Here is a 13,955-nt window from a genome sequence, read left to right as displayed (position 1 = left end):
GGGGATCACCTCTCGAAGCGGACGCGGTGCTTTCCGCTGGGCGCGGGGCCTCGTAGAGCGGTGACCTCACACGGGTAGCCTTGCCGCCCGTGACCCCAACCCTCATCTGGATCCTCGTCGGCCTTGCCGCGATCGGCCTCTACCTGAGCTGGACCGCGGGGCGGCTCGACCGGCTGCACGCCCGGATCGACGCCGCGCGGGCCGCCCTCGACGCCCAACTGCTGCGCCGTGCCTCGGTCGCCCAGGAGCTGGCCACGTCCGGGGTGCTCGATCCGGCCGCGTCGATCGTGCTGTATGAGGCGGCGCACGCGGCCCGGCAGGCCGAGGAGGAGCAGCGTGAGGTGGCCGAGAGCGACCTGAGCCAGGCGCTGCGTGCCGTGTTCGGAGAGGTGCAGCAGGTCGAGGCGGTGCGGGCCGCGCCCGGGGGCGAGGAGGCCGCCGGGGAGCTGGCTCAGGCGGTGCGGCGGGTGCCGATGGCCCGGCGCTTCCACAACGACGCCGTACGGGCCGCCCGCGCGCTCCGCGAGCACCGTGCGGTCCGCTGGTTCCATCTGGCCGGGCACGCGCCGTTCCCGCTGGCCTTCGAGATGGACGACGAGCCGCCGGTGGCGCTGGCGGACCGTCCGATCAGCTGAGCGGCTGAGTTCCCTGCCTCGCGAGGGCGGTGTGTGAGGTCTTTCGCCAAGTGCGGGCGAAGGAAAATGAGCCACCGCCTCCCCATTGGCCCTTGCTGTGGCCTGGTCCACTCGCGTTTCCTCGGTGATGCAGAAGCCCTCTTTCACCGAGTGAGGTCAACCCGTGTCCAGCACGCTCTCCAACTCCGCACAGCCCACTGAAGCCACTGCGACCGGCACCGCGCGCGTGAAGCGCGGCATGGCCGAGCAGCTCAAGGGGGGCGTGATCATGGATGTGGTCAACGCCGAGCAGGCGAAGATCGCCGAGGACGCGGGCGCCGTGGCCGTCATGGCCCTGGAGCGCGTCCCCGCCGACATCCGCAAGGACGGCGGCGTGGCGCGCATGTCGGACCCGACGATGATCGAGGAGATCATCGAGGCGGTCTCGATCCCGGTCATGGCCAAGTCCCGTATCGGCCACTTCGTCGAGGCCCAGGTGCTCCAGTCCCTCGGCGTCGACTACATCGACGAGTCCGAGGTCCTCACCCCGGCCGACGAGGTCAACCACTCCGACAAGTGGGCGTTCACCACCCCCTTCGTCTGTGGCGCCACCAACCTGGGCGAGGCCCTGCGCCGCATAGCCGAGGGCGCGGCCATGATCCGCTCCAAGGGCGAGGCCGGCACCGGCAACGTCGTCGAGGCCGTCCGCCACCTGCGCCAGATCAAGAACGAGATCGCCAAGCTGCGCGGCTTCGACAACAACGAGCTGTACGCCGCCGCCAAGGAGCTGCGCGCCCCGTACGAGATCGTGCGCGAGGTCGCCGAGCTCGGCAAGCTGCCGGTCGTGCTGTTCTCCGCCGGTGGTGTCGCGACCCCCGCCGACGCCGCGCTGATGCGCCAGCTCGGCGCCGAGGGCGTCTTCGTCGGCTCCGGCATCTTCAAGTCCGGCGACCCGGCCAAGCGCGCCGCCGCCATCGTGAAGGCCACCACCTTCTACGACGACCCGAAGATCATCGCTGACGCGTCCCGCAACCTGGGCGAGGCCATGGTCGGCATCAACTGCGACACCCTCCCCGAGGCCGAGCGCTACGCGAACCGTGGCTGGTAGTCACCCATGAGCACTCCTGTCATAGGCGTCCTGGCTCTCCAGGGTGACGTACGGGAGCACCTGATCGCCCTGGCCGCGGCCGACGCCGTGGCCAGGCCGGTGAGGCGTCCCGAGGAACTCGCCGAGGTCGACGGTCTGGTCATCCCCGGCGGCGAATCCACCACCATCTCCAAGCTGGCCGTCCTGTTCGGCCTGATGGAACCCCTCCGCGCGCGCGTGCGGGACGGTATGCCCGTCTACGGCACCTGCGCGGGCATGATCATGCTCGCCGACAAGATCCTCGACCCGCGCTCGGGCCAGGAGACCGTCGGCGGCATCGACATGATCGTGCGCCGTAACGCCTTCGGACGCCAGAACGAGTCCTTCGAGGCGGCGGTCGACGTCCAGGGTGTCGAGGGCGATCCTGTGGAGGGCGTCTTCATCCGCGCCCCCTGGGTCGAGTCCGTGGGCGCCGAGACCGAGGTGCTGGCCGAGCACGAGGGCCACATCGTCGCCGTACGCCAGGGCAACGCCCTCGCCACGTCGTTCCACCCGGAGCTGACCGGCGACCACCGGGTGCACGGCCTGTTCGTCGACATGGTGCGCGCGAACCGGACACCGGAGTCCTTGTAGGATCTCTGGCGTTCCTAAAGAGTTGGGTTACGCGAAGGAGACAGGCAGATGTCCGGCCACTCTAAATGGGCTACGACGAAGCACAAGAAGGCCGTGATCGACGCCAAACGCGGCAAGCTCTTCGCGAAGATGATCAAGAACATCGAAGTCGCGGCCCGCACGGGCGGCGCCGATGTGTCCGGTAACCCGACGCTGTTCGACGCCATCCAGAAGGCCAAGAAGAGCTCGGTCCCGAACAAGAACATCGACTCCGCGGTCAAGCGCGGTGCCGGTCTCGAAGCCGGTGGCGCCGACTACGAGACGATCATGTACGAGGGCTACGGCCCGAACGGTGTCGCGGTGCTCATCGAGTGCCTCACCGACAACCGCAACCGTGCCGCCTCGGACGTCCGCGTCGCGATGACCCGCAACGGCGGCAACATGGCCGACCCGGGCTCCGTCTCGTACCTCTTCAACCGCAAGGGCGTCGTGATCGTCCCCAAGGGCGAACTGACCGAGGACGACGTCCTGGGTGCCGTGCTCGACGCGGGCGCCGAGGAGGTCAACGACCTCGGTGACTCCTTCGAGGTCATCTCCGAGGCCACCGACATGGTCGCGGTGCGCACCGCGCTCCAGGAGGCCGGCATCGACTACGACTCGGCCGAGGCCAACTTCGTCCCGACCATGCAGGTCGAGCTCGACGAAGAGGGCGCCCGGAAGATCTTCAAGCTGATCGACACCCTCGAGGACAGCGACGACGTGCAGAACGTCTTCGCCAACTTCGACGTGAGCGACGAGGTCATGGCGAAGGTCGACGCGTAGCGCTGCCGCGCATGCCGCGATGTGGGCGGGCCGACGGGACACGTCCCGCCGGCCCGCCGCTTTGTCGGTGGCACCCGATAGCCTGCACAAACAGGCGATCGAAGGAGGGGTTGGGTGCGAGTACTTGGGGTTGACCCCGGGTTGACCCGGTGCGGTGTCGGCGTGGTCGAAGGCGTCGCGGGCCGGCCCCTCACCATGCGCGGCGTCGGCGTCGTACGCACCCCGGCGGACGCCGAGTTGGGCCTGCGCCTCGTCGCCATCGAGCAGGGCATCGAGCAGTGGCTCGACGAGTACAAGCCCGAATTCGTCGCCGTGGAGCGGGTGTTCAGCCAGCACAACGTCCGTACGGTGATGGGCACGGCCCAGGCCAGCGCGGTCGCCATGCTCTGCGCGGCCAGGCGCGGCATCCCCGTCGCCCTGCACACCCCGAGCGAGGTCAAGGCGGCCGTCACCGGCCACGGCCGCGCGGACAAGGCCCAGGTCGGGGCGATGGTCACCCGCCTGCTCCGCCTCGACATGCCCCCCAAGCCCGCCGACGCGGCTGACGCCCTCGCCCTCGCCATCTGCCACATCTGGCGCGCGCCCGCCCAGAACCGGCTGCAGCAAGCCGTCGCGCAGAACCGGCTCCAGCAGGCCGCCGCCCTGCACGCGTCGAAACAGGCGTCGAAACCGGCACCGCACCCCGCATCACAACGCGCATCACAACCCGCATCGAGAGGCCGTACCGCATGATCGCCTTCGTCAGCGGCCCGGTCGCCGCCCTCGCCCCGGACTCCGCGGTCGTCGAGGTCGGCGGCATCGGCATCGCCGTCCAGTGCACGCCCAACACGCTCTCAGGGCTCCGCATGGGACAGCAGGCCAAGCTCGCCACCTCCCTCGTCGTACGCGAGGACTCACTGACCCTGTACGGCTTCGTGGACGACGACGAGCGAGGGACCTTCGAGCTGCTCCAGACCGCGAGCGGCGTCGGCCCCCGGCTCGCCCAGGCGATGCTGGCCGTGCACACGCCGGACGCCCTGCGCCGCGCGGTGGCCGCCGGTGACGAGAAGGCTTTGATGGCCGTCCCCGGCATCGGCAAGAAGGGCGCCCAGAAGCTCCTCCTGGAGTTCAAGGACCGGCTCGGCGCACCCATCGGCACCAGCACCGGAATCGGCGCCCCGGTCAGCACCGGCTGGCGCGACCAGCTGCACGCCGCGCTGATCGGCCTCGGGTACGCGACGCGCGAGGCCGACGAGGCGGTCTCCGCGGTCGCTCCGCAGGCCGAGGCCGCCGAGGGCACCCCCCAGGTCGGAGCGCTCCTCAAGGCGGCACTGCAGACCCTGAACCGCGCCCGCTGACCCGCAGCCGCCGGCCCACCCACGACCACTCGCGAGGCACAAGCAGATGAACTGGGACGACCCGACCGACGAAGCCGCCGCGGAGCGGCTGGTGGGCTCCGTCGCCGACCGCGAGGACCAGGCCGTCGAGGCCGCGCTGCGCCCCAAGGACCTGGACGAGTTCATCGGCCAGGAGAAGGTCCGCGAGCAGCTCGACCTCGTTCTTCGTGCCGCACGCGCGCGTGGCGCCACCGCCGACCATGTGCTCCTCTCGGGCGCCCCCGGCCTCGGCAAGACCACCCTCTCGATGATCATCGCGGCCGAGATGGAAGCGCCCATCCGCATCACCAGCGGCCCCGCCATCCAGCACGCCGGAGACCTCGCCGCGATCCTCTCCTCGCTCCAGGAGGGCGAGGTGCTGTTCCTCGACGAGATCCACCGCATGTCCCGGCCCGCCGAAGAGATGCTCTACATGGCGATGGAGGACTTCCGCGTCGACGTCATCGTCGGCAAGGGCCCCGGCGCCACCGCCATCCCGCTCGAACTGCCGCCGTTCACCCTGGTCGGCGCCACCACGCGCGCGGGCCTGCTGCCGCCCCCGCTCCGCGACCGCTTCGGCTTCACCGCGCACATGGAGTTCTACGAGCCCGCCGAGCTGGAGCGGGTCATCCACCGCTCGGCGCACCTGCTCGACGTCGAGATCGGCACCGAGGGCGCCGCCGAGATCGCGGGGCGCTCCCGGGGCACACCCCGTATCGCCAACCGCCTGCTGCGCCGTGTACGCGACTACGCGCAGGTCAAGGCCGACGGCATCATCACGAAGGACATCGCCTCGGCGGCCCTCGCCGTCTACGAGGTGGACGCGCGCGGCCTCGACCGCCTGGACCGCGGCGTGCTCGAAGCCCTGCTCAAGCTCTTCGGCGGCGGCCCGGTCGGCCTCTCCACGCTCGCGGTCGCGGTGGGGGAGGAGCGTGAGACCGTGGAGGAGGTCGCCGAGCCCTTCCTCGTACGGGAGGGCCTGCTCGCCCGTACTCCCCGTGGCCGGGTGGCGACACCGGCCGCATGGGCGCATCTCGGACTCACCCCGCCCCGCCGGTCAACCGGCGGAAAGGGACAAGGAGACCTGTTCGGGGCGTGACGGCGCTGGTACCGCACGGTGCAGGAACCCCGGTGCGATGCTGAGCGTTGTTCCTTGAGTGCGGACTCGCTTAGACTCCGCCGATGCCGCCCTTGTCGGCGGTGCACATACCCCCATCCAACAGGCCGCTCACCATCGCGGTCGACTGAAGGAAGTTCCGACCCGTGAGTCTCGTGACCCTCCTCCCGTTCATCGTGCTCATCGGGGCGATGTTCCTGATGACCCGCTCGGCCAAGCGCAAGCAGAACGCGGCCGCGCAGATGCGCAATGACATGCAGCCCGGCACCGGCGTCCGCACCATCGGGGGCTTGTACGCGACGGTGAAGGAGGTCAACGAGGAGACGGTCCTCCTTGACGCGGCTCCGGGCGTCGACCTCGTCTTCGCCAAGAACTCGATCGGCGCCGTCCTGTCCGACGACGAGTACAACCGCATCGTGCACGGCGTCGAGCACGACCTGAAGTCCGACGGCACCGTCGTCCCGGACGACGCCTCCTCCCTCACCGAGACCGACGAGCCCGCCGCCGACGCCTCTTCCGACGCTTCCGACGACAAGCCCATCGACCTCGGCAAGAAGGACGCCGCGGACGAGCCCGCCGACGCGAAGGCCGACGAGCCCGCCGAGGCCAAGGCCGAAGAAGCCGACGAAGCAGAGCCGAAGAAGACCGACGGCGAGTCCGACGCGAAGTAGGCACACCCCCAGGCCGCGGCGCGACCCGCTCGCGCCCCGCGGCCGAGGGGATGTGTGGTCCTCGCACGGAATCGCGACACCATGTCATGGCCGCACGCGCGCTCACCCGGCGTGAGGCGGCCCGAGAGGGAGTACGAGAAGGTGGCAGCACCGAAGAAGGGCCGGAGCGCGAGCGCCCAGAGCAGGCCGGGGCGCTCGCTGGCCCTCATCCTGATCGCCATCGTGGCGCTCACCGGGGGGATGTTCCTCTCCGGGCACACCACTCCGCGTCTCGGCATCGACCTCGCCGGCGGCACGAGCATCACGCTCACGGCGAAGAACGAACCGGGCCAGCCCAACGCGATCAACAAGACCAACATGGACACCGCGGTCGACATCATGAACCGTCGTGTCAACGGTCTTGGCGTCTCCGAGGCAGAGGTCCAGACCCAGGGCGACAAGAACATCATCGTCAACATCCCCAAGGGTACGAACTCCGAGCAGGCCCGGGAGCAGGTCGGCACCACCGCCAAGCTCTACTTCCGTCCGGTCCTGGCCACCGAGGTCTCCGGCACCGACGCGTCGGCCAGCCCGTCGCCGAGCACCTCCAGCAGCGCTTCGAGCAGTGCGTCGAGCAGTCCTTCCAGCAGCGCCTCCGAGGAAGCCACCGACAAGGCGACCTCCGCCACCCCGTCGGCCACCGCCACCTCCCAGGGCCGTGCTGTCACCGACGCCCTGAAGGCGGACACCACGCCGTCGGCGACCAGCTCGGCCAGCGCCTCGGCCGAAGCCAGCGCCTCGCCGTCCGCGAGCGCCAGCGTGGACGCGGCGACCGCCAAGCTCCAGGCCGAGTACACCGCGCTCGACTGCACCGACAAGGCGGCCCGCGCCACGGCCGGTGACGGTGCCAAGTCCACCGACTCCACCGTGGCCTGCGGTCAGAACTCCGGGGGCCAGTGGCAGAAGTACGTGCTCGGCCCGGCCGCGGTGTCCGGCACGGACATCAAGTCGGCCGACGCGGTCTTCAGCACGCAGGATGCCTCGGGCTGGAAGGTCACCATGGACTTCACGTCCGGTGGCTCCAAGAAGTTCGCCGAGATCACGGGCACGCTCGCGCAGAACACCACCCCGCAGAACCAGTTCGCCATCGTCCTGGACGGCGAGGTCGTCTCCGACCCGTACGTCAGCCAGGCGCTGACCGGCGGCAGTGCGGAGATCTCCGGCACCTTCGACCAGACCGAGGCGCAGGACCTGGCGAACATGCTGAAGTACGGCGCCCTGCCGCTCACCTTCACCGAGTCGAGCGTCACCACGGTGACCGCCGCGCTCGGTGGCGAGCAGCTGCACGCCGGTCTGATCGCGGGCGCGATCGGCCTGGCCCTGGTCGTCATCTACCTGGTGGTCTACTACCGGGGCCTGTCGCTCATCGCCATCGCCTCGCTGCTGGTCTCCGCCGTCCTCACGTACGTGATCATGTCGCTGCTCGGTCCCGCCATCGGGTTCGCCCTGAACCTGCCGGCGGTCTGTGGTGCGATCGTCGCGATCGGAATCACGGCGGACTCGTTCATCGTGTTCTTCGAACGCATCCGGGACGAGATCCGCGAAGGGCGCACGCTCCGCCCGGCCGTCGAGCGTGCCTGGCCGCGTGCCCGGCGCACCATCCTGGTCTCCGACTTCGTGTCGTTCCTCGCCGCCGCGGTGCTCTTCATCGTCACGGTCGGCAAGGTCCAGGGCTTCGCGTTCACGCTCGGCCTGACCACGCTGCTCGACGTGGTCGTCGTCTTCTTCTTCACCAAGCCGCTGATGACGATCCTCGCCCGCAAGCAGTTCTTCGCGAGCGGCCACAGCTGGTCCGGCCTCGACCCGAAGCGACTGGGCGCCAAGCCGCCACTGCGCCGCACCCGTCGCCCCTCCGCCCCCGTCGACACGAAGGAGGCGTGAGATGTCGAAGCTCGGCACCCTCGGCGCCCGGCTCCACCGCGGCGAGATCGGCTACGACTTCGTCGGCAAGCGCTTCATCTGGTACAGCATCTCGATCCTGATCACCATCACGGCCATCCTCGGCCTGACGGTCGGCGGCCTGAACATGGGCATCGAGTTCCGGGGCGGCGCCGTCTTCACCACCGAGAAGACCAGCGTCTCGGTCAGCCAGGCCGAGACGTACGCGGAAGAGGCCTCCGGTCACGACGCGGTCGTCCAGAAGCTCGGCAACGGCGGTCTGCGCATCCAGATCGCCGGCATCGACACCGGCAAGTCCGACGAGATCAAGACCGTTCTCGCCAAGGACCTGAACGTCGACTCGGAGAAGATCGCCGCCGACCTGGTCGGCCCCAGCTGGGGTGAGGACATCGCCAACAAGGCCTGGCAGGGCCTGGTGATCTTCATGATCCTCGTCGTGATCTATCTGGCGATCGCCTTCGAGTGGCGTATGGCCGTGGCCGCGCTCGTCGCCCTGATCCACGACATCACCATCACGGTCGGCATCTACGCGCTGGTCGGCTTCGAGGTCACCTCGGGCACCGTGATCGGTCTGCTCACGATCCTCGGTTACTCGCTCTACGACACGGTCGTCGTCTTCGACAGCCTCAAGGAGCAGACGAAGGACATCACCAAGCAGACCCGCTGGACCTACAGCGATGTCGCCGACCGCTCGATCAACGGCACGCTGGTCCGCTCCATCAACACCACGGTGGTCGCCCTCCTCCCGGTCGCCGCCCTGCTGTTCATCGGCGGCGGCGTTCTCGGCGCGGGCATGCTCAACGACATCTCGCTGTCGCTGTTCGTCGGCCTCGCGGCCGGTGCGTACTCCTCGATCTTCATCGCCACGCCGCTCGTCGCCGACCTCAAGGAGCGCGAGCCGCAGATGAAGGCCCTCAGGAAGCGCGTACTCGCCAAGCGTGCCCAGGCCGCGGCGAAGGGCGAGTCCGTGGAGGAGCCGGTCGCCGAGGAGAGCTACGACGACGAGGCGGAGGACGCCACCCCGGCGGTCGTCGGCCCCCGCAACCAGCCCGCGTCCCGCAACCGGGGCCGTGGCCGTCCTTCGGGGAAGCGCCGATGACGGGCATCGAGGAGCTGCTGCTCAGCCGTATCCGCGACGTTCCCGACTACCCGGAGCCGGGCGTGATGTTCAAGGACATCACCCCGCTCCTGGCGGACCCGGCGGCGTTCACGGCGCTCACCGACGCGCTGGCGGACATCGCCGTCCGCAGCGGGGCCACGAAGATCGTCGGCCTGGAGGCCCGCGGCTTCATCCTCGGTGCTCCCGTCGCCGTCCGCGCCGGGCTGGGCTTCATCCCCGTACGCAAGGCGGGCAAGCTCCCCGGAGCGACCCTGAGCCAGACGTACGACCTGGAGTACGGCTCCGCCGAGATCGAGGTGCACGCCGAGGACCTGGCCGCGGGCGACCGCGTCCTGGTCGTCGACGACGTCCTCGCCACCGGCGGCACCGCCGAGGCCTCGCTCCAGCTCATCCGCCGGGCGGGTGCCGAGGTCGCGGGCGTCGCCGTCCTGATGGAGCTCGGCTTCCTGGGCGGCCGCAACCGCCTGGTGCCGTCCCTGGCGGGCGCACCGCTGGAGGCGCTTCTGCAGGTCTGAGCCCCACCCGACCCCACCCCCGGGTGGAAAGGCTCGGGAAGGCCTCAGGAAAGGCCTGAGACACCCGTAGGACACCGCGGAGGCGGGCCCGGAGGAATCCGGCGCCCGCCTCTCGTGTTTCTTCTGTACGAAGCGGTCTCACCGGCCGAAAGAGAGTCCGAAGCCCAGGATCGCTACCATGGGGGCTCCGGAGCCTGACCGGGGGACCCGGAACGCGCACGAGGAGCCCTCTTGCCAGACGAGGCCCAGCCACTCATCGCCGCCAAGCCCGAACCGACCTCGGGCCCCGTGGCCACGCCCGCGAAGGACGCCACCCGCGGGCCGGTCGAGCACGCCCAGTCCGCGCCGGACGACAAGGCGGCAGAGCAGCCACGCCCCAAGCCGGTCCCTCCCGAGCCCGAGCGCCCCGCGAACACCCCGGTGGTCCGTCCGGCGGCCGCGGGCCAGCCCGCCCGCACCGGCGGCGGCTCCTCCAACCGCGTACGCGCCCGCCTCGCGCGGCTCGGCGTACAGCGCTCCAACCCGTACAACCCGGTCCTGGAGCCGCTGCTGCGGATAGTGCGCAGCAACGACCCGAAGATCGAGACGGCGACCCTCCGCCAGGTCGAGAAGGCGTACCAGGTCGCCGAGCGCTGGCACCGCGGCCAGAAGCGCAAGAGCGGCGACCCGTACATCACGCACCCGCTCGCCGTCACCACGATCCTCGCCGAACTCGGCATGGACCCGGCCACGTTGATGGCCGGCCTGCTGCACGACACCGTTGAGGACACCGAGTACGGCCTGGACACGCTCAAGCGTGACTTCGGCGACCAGGTCGCCCTCCTCGTCGACGGCGTCACCAAGCTCGACAAGGTCAAGTTCGGCGAGGCCGCGCAGGCCGAGACCGTACGCAAGATGGTCGTCGCCATGGCCAAGGACCCCCGCGTCCTGGTCATCAAGCTCGCCGACCGCCTGCACAACATGCGCACCATGCGCTACCTCAAGCGCGAGAAGCAGGAGAAGAAGGCGCGCGAGACCCTCGAGATCTACGCGCCGCTCGCCCACCGCCTGGGCATGAACACCATCAAGTGGGAGCTGGAAGACCTCGCCTTCGCGATCCTCTACCCCAAGATGTACGACGAGATCGTGCGCCTGGTCGCCGAGCGCGCCCCCAAGCGCGACGAATACCTCGCCATAGTGACCGACGAGGTCCAGTCCGACCTGCGCGCGGCCCGTATCAAGGCGACCGTCACCGGCCGCCCGAAGCACTACTACAGCGTCTACCAGAAGATGATCGTCCGCGGCCGTGACTTCGCGGAGATCTACGACCTGGTGGGCATTCGCGTACTCGTCGACACGGTTCGCGACTGCTACGCGGCCCTCGGCACGGTGCACGCGCGATGGAACCCGGTCCCCGGCCGGTTCAAGGACTACATCGCGATGCCCAAGTTCAACATGTACCAGTCGCTGCACACGACGGTGATCGGCCCCAACGGCAAGCCCGTTGAGCTGCAGATCCGTACGTTCGACATGCACCGCCGCGCCGAGTACGGCATCGCCGCGCACTGGAAGTACAAGCAGGAGCCCTCCGCCGGCGCCTCCAAGGTGCGCACGGACGCGCCCAGGTCCAACGCCAAGGACAAGGACGGCGTCAACGACATGGCGTGGCTGCGCCAGTTGCTCGACTGGCAGAAGGAGACCGAGGACCCCAGCGAGTTCCTCGAGTCCCTGCGCTTCGACCTGTCCCGCAACGAGGTCTTCGTCTTCACGCCGAAGGGCGACGTGATAGCGCTTCCGGCGGGCGCGACCCCGGTGGACTTCGCGTACGCGGTCCACACGGAGGTCGGCCACCGGACCATAGGCGCACGGGTCAACGGACGCCTGGTCCCGCTCGAATCCACCCTGGACAACGGCGACTTGGTGGAGGTCTTCACCTCGAAGGCGGCCGGCGCGGGCCCGTCCCGCGACTGGCTCGGCTTCGTGAAGTCCCCGCGCGCCCGCAACAAGATCCGCGCCTGGTTCTCCAAGGAGCGCCGCGACGAGGCGATCGAGCAGGGCAAGGACGCCATCGCCCGCGCGATGCGCAAGCAGAACCTGCCGATCCAGCGCATCCTCACCGGCGACTCCCTGGTCACGCTCGCGCACGAGATGCGCTACCCCGACATCTCGTCCCTGTACGCGGCGATCGGCGAGGGCCATGTCGCCGCCCAGAGCGTCGTCCAGAAGCTGGTGCAGGCCCTCGGCGGCGAGGAGGCGGCCACCGAGGAGATCGACGAGAGCGTCCCGTCCCCGAGCGGTCGCGGCCGCAAACGCCGTTCCAACGCCGACCCCGGTGTGGTCGTCAAGGGCGTCGAGGACGTGTGGGTCAAGCTCGCCCGCTGTTGTACGCCCGTACCGGGTGACCCCATCATCGGCTTCGTCACCCGAGGCAGCGGTGTGTCCGTGCACCGCAACGACTGCGTCAACATCGAGTCGCTGTCCCGCGAACCCGAGCGCATCCTCGAGGTCGAGTGGGCGCCCACCCAGTCCTCGGTCTTCCTGGTCGCCATCCAGGTCGAGGCCCTGGACCGCTCCCGACTCCTCTCGGACGTCACACGCGTCCTGTCGGACCAGCACGTCAACATCCTGTCGGCGGCCGTCCAGACGTCCCGCGACCGGGTCGCCACGTCCCGCTTCACCTTCGAGATGGGCGACCCGAAGCACCTGGGCCACGTCCTGAAGGCGGTCAGGGGCGTGGAGGGCGTGTACGACGTGTACCGCGTCACCTCGGCCCGCAGGCCGTAACCGGGCACTACACAGAATCGGGCACTACGTAGAGGGGCTCCCGTACACAACGTACGGGAGCCCCTCTACGTAGAAGCGGAAAACCAGCCGCCCCGGACCGGCCTCAGCCGCCGAACTCCTGCAAACCCTTCAGAGCCTGGTCGAGCAGCGCCTGACGGCCGTCCAGCTCCTTCTGGAGCTTGTCCGCCTTGGACGTGTTGCCGGTCGACCGAGCTGCCTCGATCTGGCCCTGCAACTTGTCCACGGCTGCCTGAAGCTGACCGGTCAGACCCTCGGCACGCGCCCGTGCCTCCGGGTTCGTCCGGCGCCACTCGGTCTCCTCGGACTCCTGGAGTGCCCGCTCCACCGCGTGCATCCGGCCCTCGACCTTGGGGCGGGCGTCGCGCGGCACGTGGCCGATGGCCTCCCAGCGCTCGTTGATGGAGCGGAAGGCGGCGCGGGCCGCCTTCAGGTCCTGCACCGGGACGAGCTTCTCGGCCTCCTCGGCCAGCTCCTCCTTGAGCTTCAGGTTCTCCGTCTGCTCGGCGTCCCGCTCGGCGAAGACCGAGCTGCGGGCGGCGAAGAAGACGTCCTGGGCGCCGCGGAAGCGGTTCCACAGATCGTCCTCGTGCTCGCGCTGGGCACGGCCCGCGGCCTTCCAGTCCGCCATCAGCTCGCGGTAGCGCGCCGCCGTCGGACCCCAGTCCGTCGAGGCCGACAGCGCCTCGGCCTCCGTGACCAGCTTCTCCTTGGCCTTGCGGGCGTCCTCGCGCTGCGCGTCCAACGAGGCGAAGTGCGCCTTGCGGCGCTTGGAGAACGCCGAGCGCGCGTGGGAGAAGCGGTGCCACAGCTCGTCGTCCGACTTGCGGTCGAGCCGCGGCAGCCCCTTCCAGGTGTCCACAAGGGCCCGCAGCCGTTCACCGGCGGCGCGCCACTGGTCGCTCTGCGCCAGCTCCTCGGCCTCGACGACCAGCGCCTCCTTGGCGTGCCGCGACTCGTCGGACTGCTTCGCCCGCTGCGCCTTGCGCTCCTCACGGCGCGCGTCGACCGTCTCGACGAGCTTGTCCAGCCGCAGCCGCAGCGCCGCCAGGTCACCGACCGCGTGGTGCGCGTCCACCTGCTCGCGCAGATGGTCGACGGCGGTCTGCGCGTCCTTCGCCGACAGGTCGGTGGTCTTCACTCGCTTCTCGAGGAGGCCGATCTCGACAACCAGGCCTTCGTACTTGCGCTCGAAGTAGGCCAGCGCCTCATCAGGCGAGCCGGCCTGCCAGGAACCGACGACCTGCTCGCCATCGGCCGTACGCACGTACACGGTCCCCGTCTCGTCGACGCGGCCCCACGGGTCGCTGCTCACAGCGCCTC

At 69.7% G+C, this 13,955-nt stretch carries 13 protein-coding genes; 12 read left to right on the top strand and 1 reads right to left on the bottom strand.

Annotated elements, in window-relative coordinates:
• Positions 1–89: 89 nt before the first annotated feature.
• From OG219_RS09345 to OG219_RS09290, 12 genes are all read left to right on the top strand, one after another.
• Entirely contained in the window at positions 90–635 is a 546-nt protein-coding gene (locus OG219_RS09345; RefSeq protein ID WP_266824814.1) for a hypothetical protein, read from the top strand.
• A 163-nt stretch (positions 636–798) separates the two neighbouring features.
• Positions 799–1,722, top strand: coding sequence for a pyridoxal 5'-phosphate synthase lyase subunit PdxS (pdxS, locus tag OG219_RS09340; protein WP_266824812.1), 924 nt, complete (start codon positions 799–801; stop codon positions 1,720–1,722).
• A gap of 6 nt (positions 1,723–1,728) precedes the next feature.
• A complete protein-coding gene (gene pdxT, locus OG219_RS09335) occupies positions 1,729–2,334 on the top strand; it encodes a pyridoxal 5'-phosphate synthase glutaminase subunit PdxT (protein WP_266824810.1) in 606 nt (201 codons plus the stop codon).
• A 48-nt stretch (positions 2,335–2,382) separates the two neighbouring features.
• Complete coding sequence (locus tag OG219_RS09330; RefSeq protein WP_266824808.1) at positions 2,383–3,135, top strand: YebC/PmpR family DNA-binding transcriptional regulator; 753 nt, start codon at positions 2,383–2,385, stop codon at positions 3,133–3,135.
• A gap of 114 nt (positions 3,136–3,249) precedes the next feature.
• Positions 3,250–3,867, top strand: coding sequence for a crossover junction endodeoxyribonuclease RuvC (gene ruvC / locus OG219_RS09325; RefSeq protein WP_266824806.1), 618 nt, complete (start codon positions 3,250–3,252; stop codon positions 3,865–3,867).
• A complete protein-coding gene (ruvA, locus tag OG219_RS09320) occupies positions 3,864–4,472 on the top strand; it encodes a Holliday junction branch migration protein RuvA (protein WP_266824805.1) in 609 nt (202 codons plus the stop codon). The genes ruvC and ruvA overlap by 4 nt, the downstream gene beginning before the upstream one ends.
• 46 nt (positions 4,473–4,518) lie before the next feature.
• On the top strand, positions 4,519–5,589 hold the full coding sequence (gene ruvB / locus OG219_RS09315) for a Holliday junction branch migration DNA helicase RuvB (protein WP_266824804.1): 1,071 nt from the start codon (positions 4,519–4,521) through the stop codon (positions 5,587–5,589).
• A gap of 164 nt (positions 5,590–5,753) precedes the next feature.
• Positions 5,754–6,278 (top strand): preprotein translocase subunit YajC, encoded by a 525-nt coding sequence (gene yajC / locus OG219_RS09310; protein ID WP_266824802.1) that lies wholly within the window; start codon positions 5,754–5,756, stop codon positions 6,276–6,278.
• A 141-nt stretch (positions 6,279–6,419) separates the two neighbouring features.
• Positions 6,420–8,198 (top strand): protein translocase subunit SecD, encoded by a 1,779-nt coding sequence (gene secD / locus OG219_RS09305; protein ID WP_266824801.1) that lies wholly within the window; start codon positions 6,420–6,422, stop codon positions 8,196–8,198.
• Position 8,199: 1 nt separating this feature from the next.
• The gene (secF, locus tag OG219_RS09300; protein WP_266824799.1) at positions 8,200–9,315 is read left to right on the top strand and encodes a protein translocase subunit SecF; all 1,116 of its coding nucleotides are present in this window, start codon (positions 8,200–8,202) and stop codon (positions 9,313–9,315) included.
• Positions 9,312–9,851, top strand: coding sequence for an adenine phosphoribosyltransferase (locus OG219_RS09295; RefSeq protein ID WP_266824797.1), 540 nt, complete (start codon positions 9,312–9,314; stop codon positions 9,849–9,851). The genes secF and OG219_RS09295 overlap by 4 nt, the downstream gene beginning before the upstream one ends.
• A gap of 231 nt (positions 9,852–10,082) precedes the next feature.
• Positions 10,083–12,614, top strand: coding sequence for a bifunctional (p)ppGpp synthetase/guanosine-3',5'-bis(diphosphate) 3'-pyrophosphohydrolase (locus OG219_RS09290; RefSeq protein WP_266824796.1), 2,532 nt, complete (start codon positions 10,083–10,085; stop codon positions 12,612–12,614).
• A gap of 103 nt (positions 12,615–12,717) precedes the next feature.
• Here the strand turns inward: OG219_RS09290 and OG219_RS09285 are convergent, their stop codons facing one another.
• Positions 12,718–13,947: a DUF349 domain-containing protein gene (locus tag OG219_RS09285; protein ID WP_266824794.1), complete on the bottom strand. Its 1,230-nt coding sequence runs from the start codon at positions 13,945–13,947 to the stop codon at positions 12,718–12,720.
• Positions 13,948–13,955: the final 8 nt, after the last annotated feature.

The sequence above is a fragment of the Streptomyces sp. NBC_00038 genome (assembly GCF_026343635.1).
Classification (GTDB): Bacteria; Actinomycetota; Actinomycetes; order Streptomycetales; family Streptomycetaceae; genus Streptomyces.
This window is presented reverse-complemented; position numbering and strand designations above follow the sequence as displayed.